We start from the raw sequence: 21,199 nt of genomic DNA on the forward strand, positions 1-21,199 counted from the left end.
GCGCGATGAGGCTTTGCCCAGTCGCGTAGTCGAACGGCCTTCAATTGCAACGGATGGACATTGCCAGATTCCCGCTTGTTTTGCGATGGATTCAGGCGATCCATGCCAGGGTGCCAGCGGAAATTTTGCGGCTACTGCATCCGCTAACTACGGCGCAAATCAAAGGTTTTCAAAATCGCCACCACCGCCCATCCGATAAGCGCAAGTAGCTACTATTTTTGTAGCGAAGTCATCTCGCCCAAAGCACGAATTCCCACCGGCCGTTCGGCCATCCATGGCACCACGTAGCTGTGTTTTGACAGCCCATGGGCAATCCGGTCCATCTGCTGTTGTTCACCAGTTAGTCGGGTTGCTAGCAACGTATCCTGCGTGCCGGCGGCGACCATGCTTTTGTTGATGACCCAGGCGAAAGGTTCGATTTTCGCGCGGCGCAGGTCGTCCTGCAGCGCTGCGGCTTGCGATACGGGGGTGATTTCGGGCAGTGTGACCAGCACGATCTTGGTGTGCTGCGGGTCTTGCAGGCGCATCAGCGGCGTGACAAGTCGCCCTAGGCTGGCGTCGCCGTACTCACGCAGCATTTGGCGGTGGTAGGCGCCGGTGGCGTCCATCAGCAGCAGGCTGTGGCCGGTGGGCGCGGTGTCCAGCACCACAAAAGCGCTGCGCGCCTCGGACACGATGCGTGAAAACGCATGGAATACCGCTACCTCTTCGGTGCAGGGCGACTGCAGGTCTTCCCTTAGCAATGCAACACCCGCTGCGTCCAGCCCCGGCGATTTGGCGGCCATCACCTTGGCGATGTACTTCTCAGTCTCTGCCTTGGGGTCTATACGGTCCACCTTCAGGCCGGGCAGATTTCCGTCCACGGTCACTTGCAGGTGGTCTGCGGGGTCGGTGGTGCTCAGGTGCACCGAATGGCCACGCTGCACCAAGCCAGCGGCAATGGCAGAGGCGATGGTGGTTTTGCCTACGCCGCCCTTGCCCATGACCATGATGAGTCCACGGCCTGCTGTGGCCAGTGCGTCGGTGAGCGCAGCGAGCGTGTGCTCCATGTTGGCGTGGGGCACCGCGCGCTTGGCCGGGCGTGCAGGATGTGCTGGCGCGCTTGGCACCGCGTCGTCGCTCGAAAGCAACGCGCGCAGGGCAGCCAAGCCCACGGTGTCAAACGCGCGCAGCGGAATCCGGTCTTGCGGCAGCACCTGCAAATGCGCTGGCATGTCCGTAAGGGCCTGCGTGCCCAATGCTTCAAAGGCAGTAGCCACAGCATCGTCCGCCGCACTGGCATGGAACACGCCGTTGATGGCCAGGCGCTGGTTATGCAGCCCCAAGTCCTGCAGCTCCAACGAAGTGCGCGCAGCCTCAGCAATGGCGCCCACATCGGGGCGGGTGACCAGTACGACGGTGGTTTGCGCAGCATCGCTCAGCGTTTTCAAGGCTTGAGCGAATCGAGCTTCCTGCATCTTGAGTCCTGAGTGGGGCCCGAGGCACGAGGCACCACGGTCGTTGCCTTCTAGAAAACCGGTCCATGCTTTGGGCAGGCTCAAGAGGCGTAGCGTGTGACCTGTGGGTGCGGTGTCAAAAACCACATGGTCATAGCCCGCAGCGTCGCCACTGAGCAGGTTGGCAAACTCGTCAAACGCGGCAATCTCGGTGGTGCAAGCGCCGGACAGCTGCTCTTGCACCTGGCTGCGCTCGGTCTGGGAACTGGCTGGGTCCATTTGCGCTAGCACACGGGCTCGGTAGCTCTGGGCCGCGCTGTCGGGGTCGATGTTGAGCACTGATAGGCCTGGTACGCCCGGCACGTGTACCGGTGCGTTGGCCAGGGTGATACCTAGTATCTCGTCCAAGTTGCTCGCTGCATCGGTGCTGACCAGCAGTACTTGCTTGCCGCTGTCGGCCAGCGCGATGGCGCAGGCCGTGGAGAGGGAAGTTTTGCCCACGCCGCCTTTGCCGGTAAAGAACAGGTGGCGGGTAGGGTGGTCTAGAAATGTGAACATAAATGGCCTCTTGCAACCATGGAATAAGCGCAGGTAGCTATGTTTTATATAGCGATTGCGGCGCTTATGCGCATCGCTTGCTGTCAGGTAGGAGCATGCCTTGTTGTGCCAAGTCGCTCAGTTCGGGGGCCAACAGAACAGGCGCAAAGCCGCCGCCTGGAGTGCGGAAGTTGGTGGTCTGGCCGCTGTAGGTGCGGGCGGCCAATAGCTGCACCTGGCCCGCGTAGGTGTAGGCCCGCACATCGAACTTAAGTTCCGTGGTGGCTCCGTCTATTTGCATGGCGCGCAGCGGCGGCGGCACCAGCGTTTGGGCGATGTAGTCGCCCGCCTGGATCTGCTCCCACACCTTCTTGGTGAGCTTGTCGCCCCGGTACACCGCCCGGGCACCAAACCCGTCTAATGGTTTAAAGAACAGCTGCTTGCGCCGTTCCCAGAGCTCAGGTGCATGGTCCGGGCTTACCCGTTCACTGGCGGGTACCGCGGCAAGCAGGGTGCGTTGGTCTGCTGCATCAAGCCCCAAGGCTTTCAATGCTGCGGCTTGGCCCAAAGTGACTAAATGCTGTTTGTTGGCCCGCAAAGCATGGGCGCGTGGGTGGGGTGTGACTGCTGCCAAACCTCGTGCATAGGCCTGTGCCAGGGCCGTGTGGTCAGCTGCAGACAGGTCAAAGTCGGTCAAACGGTTGTAAACCAAGTCCAGGGCTAAGGTGTCACTGAAGAGTTGCCCATCGCGCAATTGCAAACTGGCTGCATCTACCACCACAGCCTCTATGTCGTGGCGCTTAAAGAGTTGGGCAAACAAGGAGAACTCGGGCGCCAAGTACTGGCTGTCGGGCGCTTGGTCCACGATAGCAATGCTGCGCAGAGGGCGCGGCGCTTGTCCTTGGGCTTGCAAAAACAGCGCCCACTCTGCCTGAAACATGGCCACAAAATCATCTTCCAGCGTGCTGACGTTGCCGTAGGCGTGCAGCGTAGTGTCCATCAGGTCGCAGCACGCAGCCTGCGCACGAAGCAGCACCGCATTGAGCATGGCACCGCCCGCGTTGGTGTTGATTTCAATGAGTTGCGGTCCTGTGGGCGTGAGGTGAAAGTCGTAGCCCATGAAAACGCCCATCGGGCCGTGGTCAGCCTGCGCAATGGCACTGGCTGCCGGGAGTACCTGCGCTGCCCACCCCGGCAGGGACAAGGTGCGCTCAATGGCTGCCACCGCGTTTTGCACAGCTTGCACCGTGGCGTGCGACACAAACACCGCCGTATTGGAAAACAAGTGCGGGTGCGTTTGCGCCAAGGTGCATGCTATGTCGCGTAGCCTTGGATCCCGCCCTATGGCTTGGCTCAGCAAGTTGACGTCCAAGGTCTTGCAATAGCAGTGATGGTTCAGCGCATCGGCCAGCGCGGGGGATGTGTGTGTCATGGTGTGGGGCGTTTGGCTCACAGGCTACGCTGATTCACCCGCTTCATCAGTTGTTCAGCACTCTCTTTGCGCTCGCTGTAGCGGTCCACCAGATAGTCGGACGCATCGCGGGTGAGCAGGGTGAACTTCATCAGCTCTTCCATTACATCGACCACGCGGTCAAAGTAGCTGGATGGCTTCATGCGGTCGTCGTCGCCGAACTCCATGAATGCCTTGGCCACCGAGCTTTGGTTAGGGATGGTCACCATGCGCATCCAGCGGCCCAGCACACGCATTTGGTTCACGGCGTTGAAGCTTTGCGAGCCGCCGCTCACCTGCATGACCGCCAGTGTCTTGCCCTGGGTGGGGCGCACGGCACCGCTGTTGAGTGGTATCCAGTCGATCTGCGCTTTCATGATGCCGGTCATGGCGCCGTGCCGCTCGGGTGAGGTCCAGACCATGCCTTCGCTCCACTGCGTCAGCGCGCGCAACTCTTGCACCTTGGGGTGGGTGTCGGGCGCGTCGTCGGGCAGGGGCAGGCCGCTGGGGTTGAAGATGCGGGTCTCAGCCCCCATGGCCTGCAGCAAACGCGCAGCCTCTTCGGTGAGCAGGCGGCTAAAGGATCGGGGCCGCAGCGAGCCGTAGAGCAGCGCAATGCGCGGCGCATGGGTGGAGGGCGTTGGGCGCAGTGCGGCGGCATCCGCCAGGCGGAAGTGCGCGACCTCCAGTTGGGGCAGGGTGCTTAGCACATCAGACACGCTATCAGACACGTTGGCCCTTGTCATTCACCACTGCTTCGCCATCTTCTTTGGTGAAGGCAGCTTGCTGGGCGTGGGGCAAGAGGTCCAGCACCAGCTCGGAGGGGCGGCACAGGCGGGTGCCCAGGGGCGTTTCCACCACCGGGCGGTTGATGAGAATGGGGTGGGCCAGCATGAAGTCCAGCAACTCGTCGTCCGTCCATTTGTCGTTCGACAGATCCAGCTCGGCATAAGGCGTGCCTTTTTCGCGCAGCAGGGTGCGGGGGCCTGTGCCCATGGCAGCCAGCAACTCTTGCAGGCGGGCCTTGGTGGGCGGTGTTTTTAGGTATTCGATGACCGTGGGCTCCACGCCGCTGTTGCGGATCATGGCCAGAGTGTTGCGCGAGGTGCCGCAGGCGGGGTTGTGAAAAATGGTGATGGTCATACAGAGGTCTTCTTGGAGGAAAGTGCTTGGGCCAAGGCGACCCCGAGGCCTGCACCCACGGTTTGCGCCAGCACAAAGCCGATGGCGCTGGCCGGTGCAATGCCCGCAAAGGTGTCGCTGAACATGCGGCCCATGACGGCTGCCGGGTTGGCAAACGAGGTGCTGGCGGTGAACCAGTAGGCCGCGCCGATGTAGCAGGCCACCAGGGCCGGGGCTTTGCCTTCAGGCGCGCGCAAAATAGTGAACAGCAGCCCGCCGGTGGCCACGGCTTCGGCCACCCACTGGCCCCAGCCGGTGAACTGGCCGGCAGCGTCCCAGCCGCCGCGCAGGTGTTGGCTGAAATGCAGCAGAGGCAGCTCGAACATGGCGTTGGCCAGAGCTGCACCTGCTATGGCACCGGAGAGTTGAGATGCTATAAAAAACGTAGCCACTCGCGCACTATTCATGGGCGAAAGTTGCCCTTTTGACCACATAACGAGCGTGACCAGCGGGTTGAAGTGGGCGCCGCTCACCGGTCCCAGGCTTTCGATCAGCACGTAGAGCGCGAATACAGTGGCCAGGGTGTTGGCCAAGAGCGCCACGCCATCGTTGCCACCACTGATGCGCTGGGCCATGATGCCTGAGCCTATGACGGCGCAGAGCAGGGCGGCGGTGCCTGCGAACTCTGCAAGCAGTTGTTGTGGCAGTCGGCTTGGTGCGACGGCTTGTGGGGCGCTGCGCCCGGGCGGCAGTGCGTTCTGCTTCGTGTCCTCCGCCCTACGGCTTGCGCCTGCGGGCTCCTCCTTAACCTGCGCAGAACGCACCGCCGCCCCGGCTTCGGTCGTGGCGTTCAAGCCAGATTCAATTTCTGTTTGATCGCTCATGCTTTTGCCAAGTCCTTCGCGGTTTGCTGGATCACCATGGCGCTTAGCTTGTCGGTGGGTAGGTTGACAAGTAACTCCAGTCGGCGGTGGATGGCATGCAGGGTATGGCGAAACGCTTGGGCCTTGTCAGCATCGCTACCGTCGCCCGCAGACGGGTCGGCGTAGCCCCAGTGGGCGGTGGCGGGTTTGCCGGGCCAGAAGGGACAGACTTCACCGGCAGCGTTGTCGCACACGGTGATGATGAGGTCCATGTGCGGTGCGTCGGGTAGGGCGAATTCGTCCCAGCTTTTGCTGCGCAAGCCCGCTGTTGAGATGCCTGCGGTTTCTAGGGTTTGCAGGCCTATGGGGTTGGGTTGTTGGTTCTCACGTGGGCTGCTGCCAGCCGAGTAGCCGACGAAGCGGCCTTTGCCGATGTGGTTGAGTGTGGCTTCGGCCAAGATGCTGCGGGCCGAGTTGTGGGTGCACAAAAACAAAACGCGGATGGGGGAGGTTTCGGACATGGGTGGTCTTTCTTGGTCAGGGAAACGGGGTTTGGCAAGAGCGTTAGCAGCCGCGCTCAGCAGCCGCAGCCAGCCATATTGGCGCTTTTGTTTGACACCTCCAAGTCACAGGCTTGGCCTTGGCAGCAGTGTTCTGTGAGGTAGGCCAGCACGCCGTTCATGTGGGCGAAGTTGGCGCGGTAGATGAGGTTACGTCCACGCTGCTGCGCCGCCACCAAGCCCGAGTGCGTCAGCTCTTTCAGGTGGAATGACAAGGCGCTGGGTGATGTCTGCAGCTGCTGGGCCAGCACACCGGGCGTCAGACCATCTATCCCCGCGACCACCAAAGCTTTGAAGGTGCGCAGCCTTTGGGCCTGGGCCAAGGCGGTGAGGGCTTTGAGGGTTTGGGTCTCGTCCAAAACGGTGGCGGCTGCCGTGCAGTCTACGGGGTCGAGTGGGATTAATGCATTCATATTTCAATGATACTTGAAATATTGAATTAACCATTGTTTGCCAATGATTTCGGCACTGGAGTGGGCTTGGTCGATGTGGGGCTATGTCATGGAAGTTTCATAGGAATGCCTTGGTTGCGTCATCTTGGCTGCGCACAATTTCCGTCTAGAAGCACCGTAGAGGACCGGGGGCAGGTCTAGATGGCTTCTAAGTAGCGCAGTTTTTACTAAAAGCAAAAATAGGAGTGCACCGTGACGAACCTCAATCGCATCGAAGTGCGTGATTCAAGCCCCAGCGCAGTCGCTGGCATTGCCAACCCCGCCACTACCCAGAATTCAGCAGCCCGCAACATCGAAGTCTCATGGGCACGCCATTTGGACGATGTGCGCGCCGCACAGCGCTTGCGCTATGACGTGTTCGCCACCGAAATGGGAGCCCGCCTCAGCACGACTTTGCCGGGCCATGACATCGACTTGTTTGATAATTTTTGCGAGCACCTGCTGGTGCGCGACCAAGCCACCCAACACGTGATTGGCACCTACCGCGTGTTGACCCCTGTGCAAGCTAAGCGGGTGGGCAGTACTTACAGCGATACCGAGTTTGATTTGACCCGCTTGCGCACCTTGCGTGACCGCATGGTGGAGTTGGGCCGCAGCTGCGTGCACCCCGACCACCGCCATGGCGGCGTGATCATGGCGCTGTGGAGCGCTTTGGCCGAGTTCATGGTGCGCAACCAACTCGATACCATGATTGGTTGTGCCAGCGTGCCCATGTTGCATAACGGCATTGTGAGTGGTGACGTGGCTGCCAGCATCTGGCGCCAAGTGCAGCAAACCCACTTGGCACCTATTGAATACCACGTGCGCCCGCGTTTGCCCTTGCCTATCGACAAGCTGGACTCCACCCTCAACGTGGAGCCACCGGCATTGATCAAAGGCTACTTGCGCTTAGGTGCCAAAGTACTGGGTGCCCCGGCATGGGACCCAGACTTCAATTCGGCGGATTTGCCAATGCTCATGCGCATTGCCGATTTGCCTGCCCGTTACCGCAAACACTTTCTGGGGGCGTAATGTTGGCTGGCTTCGACGCCCTGGGTGCAAACTGGCAGGGCGTCACCGCCAGCGCCAGCACCGAAGTTGACGACGACTCTGGCCCCCTGCGCTACCGGGCCATTTTTATATCTGACATCCACCTAGGTACCGCCGGCTGTCAAGCCACCGCCCTGCTGGATTTCATGAAGCACCACTCCAGCGACTACCTGTACTTGGTGGGTGACATTGTGGATGGCTGGCAACTGCGCCGTCGCTGGTTTTGGCCCCAAGCCCATAACGACGTGGTGCAAAAAATGCTGCGTCAAGCCCGCAAAGGCTGCAAGGTCGTGTTTATTCCGGGTAACCACGACGAATTTGCCCGCGCCTTTGTGGGCCACCATTTTGGCGGGGTTGAGGTGTTGGAAGACACCGTGCACACCACAGCCGATGGGCGTGCCTTGTGGGTCACCCATGGTGACTACTTTGATGGCGTGATTCAGTGTGCCAAGTGGCTGGCTTACGTGGGTGACAACTTGTATGAGTTCACCCTCAAGATCAACCGCTACCTCAACACCTTGCGCGCCCGCATGGGGCTACCGTATTGGTCACTCTCTGCCTATTTGAAAAACAAGGTCAAAACGGCAGTGAACTATGTGACGGACTTTGAGGTGGCTGTCGCCAATGAGGCGCGTCAGCGAGGCCACCAGGGCGTGGTGTGCGGCCACATTCACCGCGCCGAGATGCGCACCATTGACGGAATTTTGTATTGCAACGATGGCGACTGGGTAGAAAGCCGCAGCGCCTTGGTTGAACATATGGATGGCCGCTTAGAGCTGGTGTATTGGGGCAGTGAGCCCGGTAAGCCAGACGCCGCCGCCACAGCTCCCCGCCAACTAGCCCATTCTTCCCTATGAAATTAGCTCTTGTGACTGATGCTTGGCAACCCCAAGTCAACGGCGTCGTGACCACTCTGGTGGAGTTGGTACGTGAAATGGAGTTGCAGGGGCATGAGGTGCTGGTCATCCACCCAGGCTTGTTTCGCACCCGCCCATGTCCAGGCTACGATGGCATTGACTTGGCTGTGCGTCCAGCCAAGCGCCTCTCGGAGTTGCTGAGCACTGCCAATCCAGATGCCATCCACTTGGCCACAGAAGGCCCCTTGGGCTGGGCCGCGCGTAGCTACTGTCTCAAGCGCAAGCTGGCGTTTACCACGGCATTTCACACGCGTTTCCCTGAGATTCTGAAGGCAGCCCTCAAAGTGCCTTTGTGGCTAGGCTATGCCTTGTTCAGGCACTTTCACCGCCCGTCCTCCGGTGTCTTGGTTCCTACACCCAGCGTGATGCATATGCTGCAGTCGCGGGGCTTTAAGAACCTGCGTAACTGGACACATGGCGTGGACACCCAGCTGTTTGGGTACCAAGGCCTACCTGAGGTCTACAGCCCCTTGGGCGCTTTAGCGCGCCCTGTCTCACTGTTTGTGGGCCGGGTGTCGTATGAAAAAAATATTGAGGCTTTCTTGAAACTTGATGTGCCCGGAACCAAGGTGGTGTGCGGGGTGGGGCCTTTGGAGGAGTCGCTGAAAGAACGCTACCCGCATGTGCGCTGGCTGGGCGTTTTACCTAGGCCTGAGCTTGCGCGAGTGTATGCAGCCGCAGATGTGTTTGTGATGCCGAGTCAGTCGGAAACCTTTGGCTTGGTCATGCTGGAGGCCATGTCCTGTGGTACTCCGGTGGTTGCCTACCCTGTGGAGGGGCCATTGGAGGTGATGGGTAGCCCAGCTTTGGGTGGGGTTTTGGAAGACGATTTGGCGGTAGGGTGGTATCGTGCGCTAACCGTTTCACGCCATGAGGCGCGGGCGCGGGCGTTGACCTTTAGCTGGGCGCATGCTTCGCAGTTGTTTGCGGGGTTTTTGGTGCCATGCAAACGGGGGCAGACATTTGACAAGCTAGTTGCAGCTTAGGTGTCATGGTTTCGTAATGTGACTGGTCAACAATTTGTCACCATGTTGTCATAGTCAGGTAGGTATTCATGTCATCCATCGCACAACGCACCCGTTCCAATGTGTCCACAGACGCATTTGAGCTGCTAGACCGCGATCACAGTCTCATTGCATTTAACGAGCGTGTACTGAGCTGGGCCATTCGAGAAGATGTGCCTTTGTTAGAGCGCTTGCGGTTTTTGTGCATTGTTTCGTCGAATTTGGACGAATTTTTTGAGGTGCGCGCCGAGCCTCACTTGGCGGCCAGTCAAGCGCATGACCATAAGGGCGCGTTTACTGTGAGCTCGTTTGAGAAGCTCAGTGCCGCCTTACACAAGCTGGTGGCGCAGCAGTATGCGCTGTACAACGAGAAGCTCTTGCCCGCGTTCGAGCGAGAGGGTATTCGTATCGTGTCGCATGCGGAGCGCAATGCCGTGCAGCGCAAATGGGTACGCCAGTACTTCTTGCGCGAAGTGCGCCCCTTGTTGATCCCCGTGGGCTTAGACCCTTCGCACCCCTTCCCGCAGGTGGCTAACAAGTCCTTGAACTTCATTGTGCGGTTGGGCGGTAAAGATGCTTTTGGGCGTGAGAACGACATTGCCATTGTCAAAATTCCTCGCGTGCTGCCGCGCTTCATTCGGATGCCTGAGAAAGTGGCTGGCACGGCGGCCGCCTTTGTCTCGTTGTCGAGCGTGATTCGCGCCCATTTGGATGAGCTGTTCTTGGGCCGTACGGTGGGGCAGTTTTCTCAGTTCCGCGTCACACGCCACTCGGACTTAGCGGTAGACGAAGACGACGTGCAGAACCTGCGGACCGCACTACGCCAAGGCCTGGTGCATCGGAATTACGGGCAGGCCGTGCGCTTAGAGGTTTCGGCGGGGTGCTCTGAACATTTGGCGAGTTTCCTGCTTAAGCAATTTGATTTACCTGCAGAGTCTTTGTACCGCGTGCACGGGCCGGTTAATTTGGTGAGGTTGACACAGCTCATTGACTTGGTGAATCGGCCCGAGTTGGGCTTCACGCCCTACCAAGCGTCCTACCCGGTGCAAGTGAACCAAAACCAGTCCATCTTTGAGCAGTTGCAACGCGGTGACATTTTGATTCACCAGCCGTTTGAGAGCTTTGATGGGGTGTTGGCCTTTTTGCGACAGGCAGTGCAAGACCCTCATGTGTTGGCCATCAAGCAAACCATTTACCGCACCGGTGCGCAATCGGAGTTGATGGATCTGCTGCGTGAAGCCGTGCGGCGTGGCAAAGAGGTCACCGCGGTTGTAGAGCTAAAGGCACGCTTTGACGAAGAAGCCAACATCAACTGGGCAGAGATGTTGGAGTCCATTGGTGCACAAGTGGTGTATGGCGTGGTGGGCTTGAAAACCCACGCCAAGATGATGCTGGTAACCCGGCGCGAAGGAAAGACACTCAAACGCTACGGCCATTTGTCAACCGGTAACTACAACCCGCGTACCGCACGCTTGTACACCGATGTCAGTCACCTTACCGCCGATGTCGCCTTGACTACGGACATGGAACATGTGTTTGTGCATTTGGCCAGTCAAAGCCGTCTGCCCAAGCTCAGCAAGTTGCTCATGGCGCCTTTTGATTTGCAACGCAAGCTCATCAGCAAGATTGATGCATTAGGGCTTGCCGCTGCCAGTGGGAAATCCACCCGCATCGTGGCCAAAATGAATGCGCTCACCGATGAGGCTTTGATTCGTAGCTTGATGCGTGCCGGGCAGCGCGGTGTGGAGATCGATCTGATTGTGCGCGGAGCCTGCATGCTGCCTGCCCAGGTGCCGGGTGTTACGGACAACATCCGTGTGCGCTCCATCATTGGCCGGTTTCTTGAGCACTCACGCGTTTTCTACTTTAGGCAAGGCACGGAGGATGAGTTGTACCTCTCCAGCGCCGATTGGATGAATCGCAATATGGTGCGTCGGGTCGAACTTGCGTGGCCTGTGACAGATGAAGCGCAGCGCCAGCGATTGGTGGACGAATGTTTGGTTGCTTACATGCATGACGGGCTGGACGCCTGGGACATGGGAGCAGACGGCGTGTATACGCCGTGCCAAACCAGCGCAGATAGCCATGCCCATGCAGCACAGGCGGCCCTCATGGCGCGCTACGCACGCTTGGGCTAATGTAAAAAAGGAGAGGGGGATCTTGCATGGACTTGATACTGTGGAGACACGCAGAAGCGATTGACTTGGAATTGGTTGGTGACGATATGCTGCGCACGCTCACGCCGCGCGGTGAGCGGCAAGCGGCCCGTATGGGCGCGTGGTTGGACCGCCAACTGCCCGATGGGGCTAAAGTGTGGTCAAGCCCTGCGCTGAGGGCCGAGCAAACGGCCAAGGCTTTAGGGCGGAAGTTCAAGGTGAGTCCTGCCTTGGCACCCCTGGCCACTGTCGACCAATTGCTAGAGTTGGTGCAATGGCCGCACGGCAAAGGGTGCATCTTGGTCGCGGGACATCAGCCTACGCTGGGCCAAGTGTTGGCGCGGCTTTTGGGCTTAACGGAGAGCGAGTGCGCTGTGAAGAAAGGCGCTATCTGGTGGCTGCGCCACCGCGAGCGCGATGGCGTTGCCAAAACGGTGGTGGTTACCGTGCAGTCGCCAGACTTGTTGTGACTGCGGCTGGCAAATAAACCACCTACCCAGCAAGTGCCCTGTTGAGGGCTCTTGCACCTTGTCGGCTTACTTGGTGGCCTTGGCAGGGCGGCCAGTTTTCAGGCTAGGAACCGCCTTGATGGCTGCCAAGAAGGCGGCGTCTGTCATGGCTGCAATAGCCTTGATGCCTGCACGAATCAGTTCGGTTTTCTTGACTGGGCTCGCTAACTTAGTGGCGCGGTCTTTGAGGGTTTCCAAGACTGCGTATTCCAGCTTGGGAATCGTCAAACTGTCGCGAACCATTTTGGGCTTCTTGACCTTGGTGGGCTTTGCGGCTGCAGGTTTTGCTGCGGGGGCCTTTGCTGCAGGCTTTGCTTTTGTTGCAACTTTTTTGGCTTCAACAGGCTTTACCGCTGGCTTGGCCTTTGCCGGGGCTGTAGCGGAGGCCTTGGGGGCTGGAGCCGCTGCCTTGACTGCTGGCTTGCTTTCGACCTTCGCAACGGGCTTGGCTTCTGCCTTAGCGGCTGGTTTTGCTACGGCTTTGGGAGCCGCTTTAGGCGCTGGGCTTGCTACAGGTTTCGTAGTGGCAGGAGCTGGGGTGGCGGGGGCTTTTTCGACTTCAGACATGCAAGATCCTTAAATTAACGGTGTATATAGTTTATATCGTTTATTGTTGAAGTCAAAATCCCTATTGGGTTGGGGCCAAATCAAGTGAAGCGGGAGCTGACTTTGCTGTACTTGGTGTGTCTTTTGAACTTGTCATAGGTGTGTCACGGCAGTGCAATAACCTACCTACCTGACAATGACAGGAGCCCCTTGTGTCTTTTCAAGCTCTGCGCAGTGCAGTACCTGCTGCCGACACATCAAGTGCTTTGGGCCCGCTTGGAGCGCTATTGGCTGCTGGACAGCTCTATTCCGTTTTTCAGCCTATCGCTCACCTGGCAGATGCGCAGGTGTATGCCCACGAAGCTTTGGTGCGTGGGCCCCAAGGCACACCACTACACACCCCAGACGCCCTATTGCGAGCCGCTGCAGCCGAAGGCTTGAGCTACGAGTTTGAGTACGCTTGCGTGGTCGTGGCCATTCAAACGTGGGGCAGATTGGGTGTTCCTGGGCGTTTGTTTGTCAACGTCAGTGCCAGCGCTCTCACACGCATGGTGCAACTCCACAGTGCTGAATCGTTGATGCGTCTGGTACTTGACTCTGGCGTTGTCCCTCGCATGCTGGTGCTAGAGATTACGGAGCATGAGCGCATTGACGATATGGATCAATTGCACGATGTGGCTGAAGGCGTGCGCGCTGCGGGTCTTACGCTGGCTTTGGATGACTTTGGCGATGGACGCTCTAGTTTGCGCTTGTGGTCGCAAATCAAGCCGGAAATCGTCAAGATTGATAAGTACTTCACACGGCACATCAGTGCGCATGGAGATAAGCTAAAGACCATTCAAGCACTGCAGCAGATTGCGGTTGTGTTTGGCACGGACCTTGTGGCCGAAGGTATTGAGACCGCTGATGATCTGCGCGTTTTGCGTGACTTGGGCATCGCCTACGGTCAGGGGTACTTTCTGGGACACCCTGATCGTCAACCTCAAAAATACTTGGGCGTTGACTGCTCGCGGGTGCTCAAAGAGCGCCAAGTGAGCGTATTCCCGGAGCTCACGCGTGTGACCCCGGGCGGGGTACTGCGCAACTTCGCATTGGTGCAGGCCCCTACCGTCACACCGCACACCACCAATGACGCTTTGGCCGCCATTTTTATGGAGTTGAAAGAGTTGCATGCCATTGCCGTCATGGAAGGTGAACGTCCGATTGGGCTCATTAATCGGGCGCGTTTCATGAGCGAGTACTCCAAGCTGTATTACCGCGAGGTGTGGGGGCGCAAGTCCTGCATCGTCCATGCCAACCGAGAGCCTAGGCTCATAGAGTTAAAGCACAGCGTGGACGAGTTGTTAGGTATCCTGACCTCCCAAGACCAGCGCTATTTGTATGACGGATTTATCGCAACCGACAATGGTCGCTATGCTGGTTTGGGCACAGGTGACCAACTGGTGCGCTCGGTCACAGAGACCCGTATTGAAGCTGCGCGGCACGCCAACCCCCTTACTTTTTTGCCTGGCAATATTCCGATCAGCCAGCACATAGACCGCTTGCTGAAGAAGCAGGTGCGCTTTGTTGCTTGTTACGCCGATCTCAACCATTTCAAACCCTTCAATGACCACTATGGCTATTGGCGTGGCGATGAGATGATTTTGCTATTGGCTAGGTTGTGCATGGAACACTGCGATGCACAGCGAGATTTCTTGGGGCATGTGGGGGGAGATGACTTCATCATGCTGTTTCAAAGCCCAGACTGGCGGCTGCGGTGTGACCGCTTGGTTGCCGAATTCAATCAAGGTGCAAGAGCGCTTTTTGATGCCGATGCTCGCCAGGTAGGTGGCATACATGCCGAAGATCGGCATGGCATTCACCGGTTTTTTCCATTCACGACCTTGTCAGTGGGCGCTGTAGTCATTGACGGGGGTGCTTTCACCCGGCCAGAGCATGTGGCGAATTTGGCGGCAGCGGCTAAACACGGCGCAAAGCAGTCAGGTCTTGGCGTTTTTGAGCAAACATCGCGGACCACGACGGAGCTTAAGGACTACCCCACAAGTAGTCAGCCCTTGTTGCAACCTTAGAGACCGCGAATCTCTAGAGGCCATGCAGTTTTTTGCCATGCCAAAGCTTCTTCTTTCAGCAAGTATGCCGACTGTGGATAGGCAGCGGCCCAACCAATGCGTGTGGTGAGACAGGCAAAATAGGGCGCTTGCGTGCTGCGCTCAAGGGTCATACCCTCAAGGTCGGGGTCCCGCCTGGCGTGGCAAAGAATCACTGCAAGGCGCAGCGACATGAGTTGGGCGGCTAAGCCTTCTTCGCCAAGCATGGGTTCAAGCTTGCGCAACTTCCCCCGGTGCCCTAATACCAAAAGGCTAAGCCGGTGCATCTCTGACAGCGAAAAACCCATGGCATCGGCGTTGTCCAAAATGTAGGCGCCATGCTTGTGGTAGTCGCTGTGCGAAATGTGGCTGCCAACTTCATGCAATTGGGCAGCCCAATTGAGTTTGCGCAAGAAACGATCACGTTTTGCAAACTCACTACATGACGGGTCCGAAATAATGGGTGCAAGCAATTGGGTTGCCACATTGCCAACCCGTGCCCCGTGCACGGTGTCGATTGCAAACTTGGTCGCCAAACGTTGCACACTGTTGATGCGCAAATCGTCCACCGTGTTGCTAGTACCTAGCAAATCGCAAATCAAACCATGGCGCAGTCCACCGGCGGCATGCTGCATGGATTCAATGCCCAAGAGACTGAACACCGCGCGCATCACGCTAACACCGCCGCCAATGATGGCCTTGCGGTCTTCGCGCATGCCCAACATCCGCAGGCGGTCCACACTTTGCCCGGCCACCAGCTTTTCTAGCAGCCAGTCCAAGCCGTCTTGTGTGACCACGCCTTGTGGCCATCCTGCCGCAACCAATACGTCACCAATAGCGCCAACCGTACCCGCTGAACCATAGGCCACGTCCCAGTTGTCCGGGTGGTAGGCGTCAAAGGCTTCGTCCAGCACTGCTTTTGCGGCAATTTCCGCTATTTCAAAGGCTTTGCGTGTGAATTGGCCATCTGCAAAGTAACGTTTGGACCATGCAATGCTGCCCACGCGAAATGACTCCATGACGCTGGGGGTCATCCCTTGTCCCAAGATCAACTCGGTTGAGCGACCGCCAATGTCGATCACAAGGCGGCGCTCCTCGGAGCGCTCCAGCATGTGCGCCACACCTTGGTAAATTAGCCGCGCTTCTTCACGCCCGGAGATCACATCAATCGGGAAGCCTAGTACTTCGTTCGCAGTTTTGAGAAACTCGTCGCGATTGCGCGCTTCGCGTAGCGTTTGGGTGGCTACAGCACGCACTTCGCCGGGTTTGAAGCCGGCAAGGCGCTCGCCAAAGCGTGCCAGGCAGTCCCAGCCGCTTTGCATGGCGTCTGCGGTCAGGTTGCGGTTCTCGTCGAGCCCCCCACCTTGGCGCACGGTTTCTTTCAGGTATTCGGTGCGACGAAATTCACCATGGTCTACGCGCCCGATCTCGAGGCGAAAACTGTTTGATCCTAAATCCACGGCGGCGAGCCGACTTCCGTTTTGCATCTGCTTTTACTTCTACTTTTGATGGGGGGAGCTATCTTCGTTAAGAGCATAGCACCGTAGCCGGAACACCGGTTGGGGGTAAAAAGACTAGCCGATCAGGCGGCCATCCGGTGCAATCATGCTTTGGGTTACATACGTGCCACTGCGATTTTTTCCGTCGAGATTGAGTCTAAAACCACCCAGTTCGACAGAGCTACGCTTCTGGAGTGCTTGCAGTGTGCTTTGGCGTGTCACTGCGCCGTCTATGGACTGGAGCATCTCGTAGGTGTAGCGTGCCGACATAAAGCCAGCCAAGCTGTGGGGGGTAGGGGGTTCGTCATAGAGCCGCCCTAAGGTGTCTCGGTAGGCGCGAACGATAGGTAGATTGGAGTTCACCAGCGGCACAACTTGGGTTGCCACCACTTGTGCGTGGCGAGAGCTTCCCATTTGACTCAGTGTTTGCAGATTGACATCCGACATGCCGACGATGTAGCGCAAGGCGGCTTGTTTATCAATGCCCCGGCTAAACTCGTATAACTCGGGGGTTCCACCAATGAAAACCAATACCCGTGGTGTGTCCGGCGTGAGTGTTTTCCCAAGCTGCTGTAGATCTGCGCTGGGGCTGTAGTTTTTGAGTCGCAAGCCAAGGGTTTGGGCTGCAAGTTCAACATCTGTTTTGTAGCTCGCGAACTCGGCGGGAGAGCCGTACACAGCACCCATCTCCGTCACCCCCATCACGGCCAATGACTTGACAGCATGTGTGATCTGGTCTTGGCGAGACGCAAAAATCGGGAAGGTGTTATCACCGCCGATCAGGTCAAGGTTTTGAAGCCAGGGGGCGATGTGCGCGATGTCAGGTAGCTCTCTGCGCAGAATATCTGCAATTTGGCTTGCCGCACGGTCGCCTGAAGTGCCAAACAATGCGACACATTGGGTTTGATTTTTCAGCGACTCCACCGCCGCACGGAGGTTGGCGGCGGTCCCATCCACTTCTATGACTTGGTGTTGGATTGTCTTGCCGCGCAAGCCGCCTTTGGCATTGATGTCACTCCAAGCAGCCCGAGCCCCTACCAGAAAGTCTTTGGACACGTCAATTTGAGTCGCTGACATGTCTACGATTTGCGCCACCGATATGCGTCCTGCACTCGTGCTCCTGCTTGCCTGCGCCCAGGCCGGCAAGGCGGCACTTGCAGCTAAGCCACTGGTGATTCCAAGAAGTTTGCGGCGGTTAAGGATGTACTGGTGGTGCATGAACGTGATCGCTTCGTAGGTGGACTTGCCAGGGTGATGTGTGCTACAAAAAAAATAGCTGTATACGCACACTGGGTGTGCGCAAACAGCTATTTTTGCGGGGGAATTTGACTGCGCTGTGACGCGCGTCGATTTACTTCTTGACCGGAGCTGTCATCACGGTGTCAATGATGTGTACCACCCCGTTGGTTGCCACCAAGTCGGCCTTGGTGACGGCTGCATTTTCCACAGTGACGAATTCGCCCGCTTTGGCGATGGCGACGTTGGCGCCGTGCAGGGTTTTGACGTCACTATTTTTGATGTCTGCCGCCAGCAGCTTGGCCGCAACTACATGGTAGGTCAGCAAGTCTTTGAGCTTGTCAGGGTTTTGGCTCAGCTCATCCAAGGTTTTGGCTGGGACTGCCTTGAATGCTTCGTCCGAAGGGGCAAAGACGGTGAAGGGGCCGCCGGACTTCAAGGTCTCGCCAAGTCCCGCTTTCGCTACCAATTTGCTGAGTGTGCTCAGGCTAGGGGCACTTGCTATGGTCGCACCCACGTTCACCGGCGCTGAAGTCGTGGCACAACCCGCGAAAGCCAGTGCCGTGGCGGCTGCCAGTATGAGTCGTGCGGAAGCTGCAAATAGAGTGTCTTTGGTCATGAGTGGCTCCAGATGAACAGTGAGAAGTCGAGAGCTTAAGTATTTTTGATGACAAAAAAATGACACTAAGTTGAAAATGGAGTGTCAAAAAAAAGACTAGGTGATTTGGGGCTTGTTTGCCCAAGTCACAAAGATGTCATAAATTCTTCTTAAAGTCAGCCCATCTGTTTCTCGATCAACCAACCAACCAAGCAAGGGTATCCGATGACATTTACTTTCAAACGCGCAGTTCTTGCAATTGCCATCACTTCTTCATTGGGTTTTGTGGGTGCCGTTAGTGCCCAGGAACTGACGGGTGCTGGTGCCAGCGCGCCGGCCCCTGTCTACTCAAAGTGGGCCTCTGATTACAACAAGGCGACTGGTGTCAAGGTGAACTACCAGTCCATCGGTTCTGGTGGTGGTATCAAGCAGATCGACTCCAAGACAGTGGACTTTGGCGCATCTGATGCTCCACAGACGGACGAAGCCCTGAAGGCCAAAGGTCAAATCCAATTTCCTACCGTGATCTTGGGTGTGGTGCCGGTGATCAACGTTAAAGGTATTGAGCCTGGTCAACTGCGTTTGAACGGTCAAGTGCTGGGTGACATCTATTTGGGCAAGGTAGCGCGTTGGAATGACCCAGCCATCAAGGCGCTGAACCCCACATTGGCATTGCCGGATGCTGCCATTGCTCAAGTGCGCCGTGCTGATGGTTCGGGAACTTCCTTCTTGTTTACCAACTATTTGAGCAAGGTGAATGCGGAGTGGAAAGCCAAAGTGGGCGAGGGTGCTGCCGTGAACTGGCCAGTGGGTGCGGGTGGCAAGGGTAACGAAGGCGTTGCAGCCTTTGTGAGCCGCCTGCCTAACTCAATTGGTTATGTGGAATACACCTACGTCAAGCAAAGCAAGTTGAGCTTCGTAACGATGCAAAACGCCTCCGGCAGCTTTGTTGCGCCCGACGACACTGCGTTTAAAGCCGCTGCAGCGGGTGCAGATTGGACTAAGTCATTCAACCAAATCATTACCAACATGCCTGGTAAGGATTCTTGGCCTATCTCCGGTGCGACATTTATCTTGATGCACGCCAAGCAAGATAAGCCCGCCAACGGTTTGGAAACCCTGAAGTTCTTCGACTGGGCTTACAAAAATGGTGACAAGACCGCCATCGACTTGGAATATGTGCCTATGCCTAAGCCAGTAGTCGCAGCGATCGAAAAGCTGTGGGGCGAAGTGAAAGACGCGTCCGGCAAGTCCATTTGGACTAAGTAAGCTTTTACGCACAGGAATGCCTTGGCGGAGAAACCCCCTATGACATCTATACTGGCTCAGGGGGCATCCCCGTCAAGTTCAACCTCTACTTCGTCTTTGCGCGCAATGACCCAACCACCTACACGACAAAAAGCCCGTTCGGGCCCCATGGCTGACCTGATCTTTGGATGGTTAGCCAAGGGAGCGGCTTTCGCAACTTTAGGCCTACTGCTGGCTATCTTGGCATCCTTGACGCTTAGTGCGATGCCTGCCATCAGCAAGTATGGCTTCTCTTTCCTAGGTAGCACCGCTTGGGATCCTGTGAAAGAAGAGTTTGGTGGCTTGGTCATGATTTACGGAACGATTGCAACCTCGCTGATTGCGTTGCTGATTGCAGTTCCAGTGAGTTTTGGGATCGCCTTGTTTTTGACAGAGTTGTCACCTTCTTGGCTGAAGCGTCCTTTGGGGACAGCCATTGAACTGCTGGCTGCTATTCCTTCGATTGTTTACGGCATGTGGGGCCTCCTGGTGTTCGGCCCCTTGCTGGCCACCTATGTGCAAGTGCCACTACAGACTATGTTGGCTGGGGTGCCTTACCTAGGTGCTTTTGTGTCAGGTCCACCCGTCGGTATCGGTATCTTGTCCGCAGGCATTATTTTGGCGATCATGATCATTCCGTTCATTGCCTCGGTGATGCGTGATGTGTTTGAAGTTACGCCACCCCTACTGAAAGAGTCTGCTTACGCTTTGGGCTCTACGACTTGGGAAGTGGTCTCGAAAGTCGTTTTGCCTTACACCAAGGCTGGTGTTATCGGCGGCATCATGCTGGGTTTGGGACGTGCCATTGGCGAAACCATGGCAGTTACCTTTGTGATCGGTAACTTTAACCAGCTGGACTCTTTGAGCCTCTTTCAAGCTGCAAACAGCATCACATCTGCTTTGGCCAATGAGTTTGCTGAGGCGGGTGAAGGCCTGCATCAAGCCGCCTTGATGTACCTGGGCTTGGTCTTGTTCTTCATTACTTTTGTCATCTTGACACTGTCGAAACTGTTGCTTGCGCAACTGAAAAAAGGCGAAGGAGCTAAAACATGAGCGCTACTTTGCAAGCGCGTGCCAACAAGTACGCACGCAGAAAAATCATCAATACTGTGGCAACTGGCTTGTCGCTGGCAGCCATGGCGTTTGGTCTGGTGTGGTTGTTCTGGATTCTTTTTGAGACCCTTCGCCTTGGCATTTCAGGGTTGAGCGTTGCTACTCTCACCCAAATGACGCCACCACCTAACGAAGTTGGTGGGCTTGCCAATGCCATGTTTGGTTCGTTCTTGATGGTGATACTGGCCGCTTTTGTGGGCACCCCCATCGGCGTTATGGCAGGCATCTACTTGGCAGAATACGACTCCAAAGGGTGGCTGGCTTCCGTGACCCGGTTTGTGAATGACATTCTTTTGTCTGCACCAAGTATCGTGATTGGTTTGTTCGTGTATGCCGTAGTGGTGTCCCGATTCAAAACCTTCTCAGGTATTGCCGGGGTACTCGCGCTGTCATTACTCGTGATTCCGGTGGTGATTCGTTCGACAGAGAACATGCTGCAGTTGATCCCAGGTGCCTTGCGTGAAGCGGCCTATGCCTTGGGCACGCCAAAGTGGAAAGTCATTCTTAGCATTACCTTGAAAGCTGCCCGCACTGGCGTGATTACAGGCATCTTGCTGGCCGTGGCGCGTATCTCTGGTGAAACTGCTCCACTGTTGTTCACCGCACTGAGCAACCAGTTCTGGTCCAGCAACTTGGGCGAGCCTATGGCAAGCCTGCCAGTTGTGATCTTCAAGTTTGCGATGAGCCCGTATGAAAACTGGCAGCAATTGGCTTGGGCCGGCGTTTTGATCATCACTATTGCAGTGCTGGGTCTGAATATTCTTGCGCGGGTGTTGACCCGGGGCAAATTCTAAGTAT

Annotated in this window: 20 protein-coding genes; 9 read left to right on the plus strand and 11 right to left on the minus strand. The window is 57.0% G+C overall.

The window, feature by feature from the left end; genetic code table 11:
* Positions 1-212: 212 nt before the first annotated feature.
* From arsA to EXZ61_RS09240, 7 genes are all read right to left on the minus strand, one after another.
* The gene (gene arsA / locus EXZ61_RS09210) at positions 213-1,994 is read right to left on the minus strand and encodes an arsenical pump-driving ATPase (RefSeq protein WP_142811145.1); all 1,782 of its coding nucleotides are present in this window, start codon (positions 1,992-1,994) and stop codon (positions 213-215) included.
* Positions 1,995-2,058: 64 nt separating this feature from the next.
* On the minus strand, positions 2,059-3,405 hold the full coding sequence (locus EXZ61_RS09215; RefSeq protein ID WP_142811147.1) for an ATP-grasp domain-containing protein: 1,347 nt from the start codon (positions 3,403-3,405) through the stop codon (positions 2,059-2,061).
* Between the two features lie 17 nt (positions 3,406-3,422).
* Positions 3,423-4,169 carry an arsenical resistance protein ArsH gene (gene arsH, locus EXZ61_RS09220; protein ID WP_142811149.1) on the minus strand — a complete coding sequence of 249 codons (747 nt, stop codon included), beginning with the start codon at positions 4,167-4,169 and terminating at the stop codon, positions 3,423-3,425.
* Positions 4,147-4,566, minus strand: coding sequence for an arsenate reductase (glutaredoxin) (gene arsC, locus EXZ61_RS09225; protein WP_142811151.1), 420 nt, complete (start codon positions 4,564-4,566; stop codon positions 4,147-4,149). The genes arsH and arsC overlap by 23 nt, the downstream gene beginning before the upstream one ends.
* Positions 4,563-5,429: an aquaporin gene (locus EXZ61_RS09230; protein WP_142811153.1), complete on the minus strand. Its 867-nt coding sequence runs from the start codon at positions 5,427-5,429 to the stop codon at positions 4,563-4,565. Before EXZ61_RS09230 ends, arsC begins: the two co-directional genes overlap by 4 nt.
* Complete coding sequence (locus EXZ61_RS09235) at positions 5,426-5,929, minus strand: arsenate reductase ArsC (RefSeq protein WP_142811155.1); 504 nt, start codon at positions 5,927-5,929, stop codon at positions 5,426-5,428. Before EXZ61_RS09235 ends, EXZ61_RS09230 begins: the two co-directional genes overlap by 4 nt.
* Positions 5,930-5,985: 56 nt before the next feature.
* Entirely contained in the window at positions 5,986-6,381 is a 396-nt protein-coding gene (locus tag EXZ61_RS09240) for an ArsR/SmtB family transcription factor (RefSeq protein ID WP_425353616.1), read from the minus strand.
* A 288-nt stretch (positions 6,382-6,669) separates the two neighbouring features.
* On the opposite strand from EXZ61_RS09240, the gene EXZ61_RS09245 reads away from it, so the two are divergent.
* The 5 genes from EXZ61_RS09245 to EXZ61_RS09265 all read left to right on the plus strand — a co-directional run bounded on the left by EXZ61_RS09245 (position 6,670) and on the right by EXZ61_RS09265 (position 11,996).
* The gene (locus tag EXZ61_RS09245) at positions 6,670-7,431 is read left to right on the plus strand and encodes a GNAT family N-acetyltransferase (protein ID WP_237219178.1); all 762 of its coding nucleotides are present in this window, start codon (positions 6,670-6,672) and stop codon (positions 7,429-7,431) included.
* On the plus strand, positions 7,431-8,306 hold the full coding sequence (locus EXZ61_RS09250) for a UDP-2,3-diacylglucosamine diphosphatase (protein ID WP_142811159.1): 876 nt from the start codon (positions 7,431-7,433) through the stop codon (positions 8,304-8,306). The genes EXZ61_RS09245 and EXZ61_RS09250 overlap by 1 nt, the downstream gene beginning before the upstream one ends.
* A complete protein-coding gene (locus EXZ61_RS09255; RefSeq protein ID WP_142811161.1) occupies positions 8,303-9,352 on the plus strand; it encodes a glycosyltransferase family 4 protein in 1,050 nt (349 codons plus the stop codon). The genes EXZ61_RS09250 and EXZ61_RS09255 overlap by 4 nt, the downstream gene beginning before the upstream one ends.
* Positions 9,353-9,420: 68 nt before the next feature.
* On the plus strand, positions 9,421-11,508 hold the full coding sequence (gene ppk1, locus EXZ61_RS09260; protein WP_142811162.1) for a polyphosphate kinase 1: 2,088 nt from the start codon (positions 9,421-9,423) through the stop codon (positions 11,506-11,508).
* A gap of 26 nt (positions 11,509-11,534) precedes the next feature.
* On the plus strand, positions 11,535-11,996 hold the full coding sequence (locus EXZ61_RS09265) for a SixA phosphatase family protein (protein WP_142811164.1): 462 nt from the start codon (positions 11,535-11,537) through the stop codon (positions 11,994-11,996).
* Between the two features lie 66 nt (positions 11,997-12,062).
* Here the strand turns inward: EXZ61_RS09265 and EXZ61_RS09270 are convergent, their stop codons facing one another.
* The gene (locus EXZ61_RS09270; protein ID WP_142811166.1) at positions 12,063-12,602 is read right to left on the minus strand and encodes a hypothetical protein; all 540 of its coding nucleotides are present in this window, start codon (positions 12,600-12,602) and stop codon (positions 12,063-12,065) included.
* A 191-nt stretch (positions 12,603-12,793) separates the two neighbouring features.
* On the opposite strand from EXZ61_RS09270, the gene EXZ61_RS09275 reads away from it, so the two are divergent.
* Entirely contained in the window at positions 12,794-14,650 is a 1,857-nt protein-coding gene (locus EXZ61_RS09275; protein ID WP_237219135.1) for an EAL domain-containing protein, read from the plus strand.
* On the opposite strand, the gene EXZ61_RS09280 is transcribed toward EXZ61_RS09275, so the two are convergent.
* The 3 genes from EXZ61_RS09280 to EXZ61_RS09290 all read right to left on the minus strand — a co-directional run bounded on the left by EXZ61_RS09280 (position 14,647) and on the right by EXZ61_RS09290 (position 18,022).
* Positions 14,647-16,155 carry a Ppx/GppA phosphatase family protein gene (locus tag EXZ61_RS09280; RefSeq protein WP_142811168.1) on the minus strand — a complete coding sequence of 503 codons (1,509 nt, stop codon included), beginning with the start codon at positions 16,153-16,155 and terminating at the stop codon, positions 14,647-14,649. The two genes, EXZ61_RS09275 and EXZ61_RS09280, sit on opposite strands and share 4 nt — an antisense overlap.
* An 87-nt stretch (positions 16,156-16,242) precedes the next feature.
* On the minus strand, positions 16,243-17,385 hold the full coding sequence (locus EXZ61_RS09285) for an ABC transporter substrate-binding protein (protein WP_142811170.1): 1,143 nt from the start codon (positions 17,383-17,385) through the stop codon (positions 16,243-16,245).
* Between the two features lie 133 nt (positions 17,386-17,518).
* Entirely contained in the window at positions 17,519-18,022 is a 504-nt protein-coding gene (locus EXZ61_RS09290; RefSeq protein ID WP_142811171.1) for a fasciclin domain-containing protein, read from the minus strand.
* A 204-nt stretch (positions 18,023-18,226) separates the two neighbouring features.
* Between EXZ61_RS09290 and pstS the strand changes: the two genes are divergently transcribed.
* The 3 genes from pstS (at position 18,227) to pstA (ending at position 21,195) form a co-directional block, all read left to right on the plus strand.
* On the plus strand, positions 18,227-19,270 hold the full coding sequence (gene pstS, locus EXZ61_RS09295) for a phosphate ABC transporter substrate-binding protein PstS (RefSeq protein ID WP_142811173.1): 1,044 nt from the start codon (positions 18,227-18,229) through the stop codon (positions 19,268-19,270).
* A 105-nt stretch (positions 19,271-19,375) separates the two neighbouring features.
* Positions 19,376-20,341 carry a phosphate ABC transporter permease subunit PstC gene (gene pstC, locus EXZ61_RS09300; protein ID WP_237219136.1) on the plus strand — a complete coding sequence of 322 codons (966 nt, stop codon included), beginning with the start codon at positions 19,376-19,378 and terminating at the stop codon, positions 20,339-20,341.
* The gene (pstA, locus tag EXZ61_RS09305; protein ID WP_142811177.1) at positions 20,338-21,195 is read left to right on the plus strand and encodes a phosphate ABC transporter permease PstA; all 858 of its coding nucleotides are present in this window, start codon (positions 20,338-20,340) and stop codon (positions 21,193-21,195) included. The genes pstC and pstA overlap by 4 nt, the downstream gene beginning before the upstream one ends.
* Positions 21,196-21,199 lie beyond the last annotated feature (4 nt).

It is taken from the genome of Rhodoferax aquaticus, from assembly GCF_006974105.1.
GTDB lineage: Bacteria > Pseudomonadota > Gammaproteobacteria > Burkholderiales > Burkholderiaceae_C > Allorhodoferax > Allorhodoferax aquaticus_A.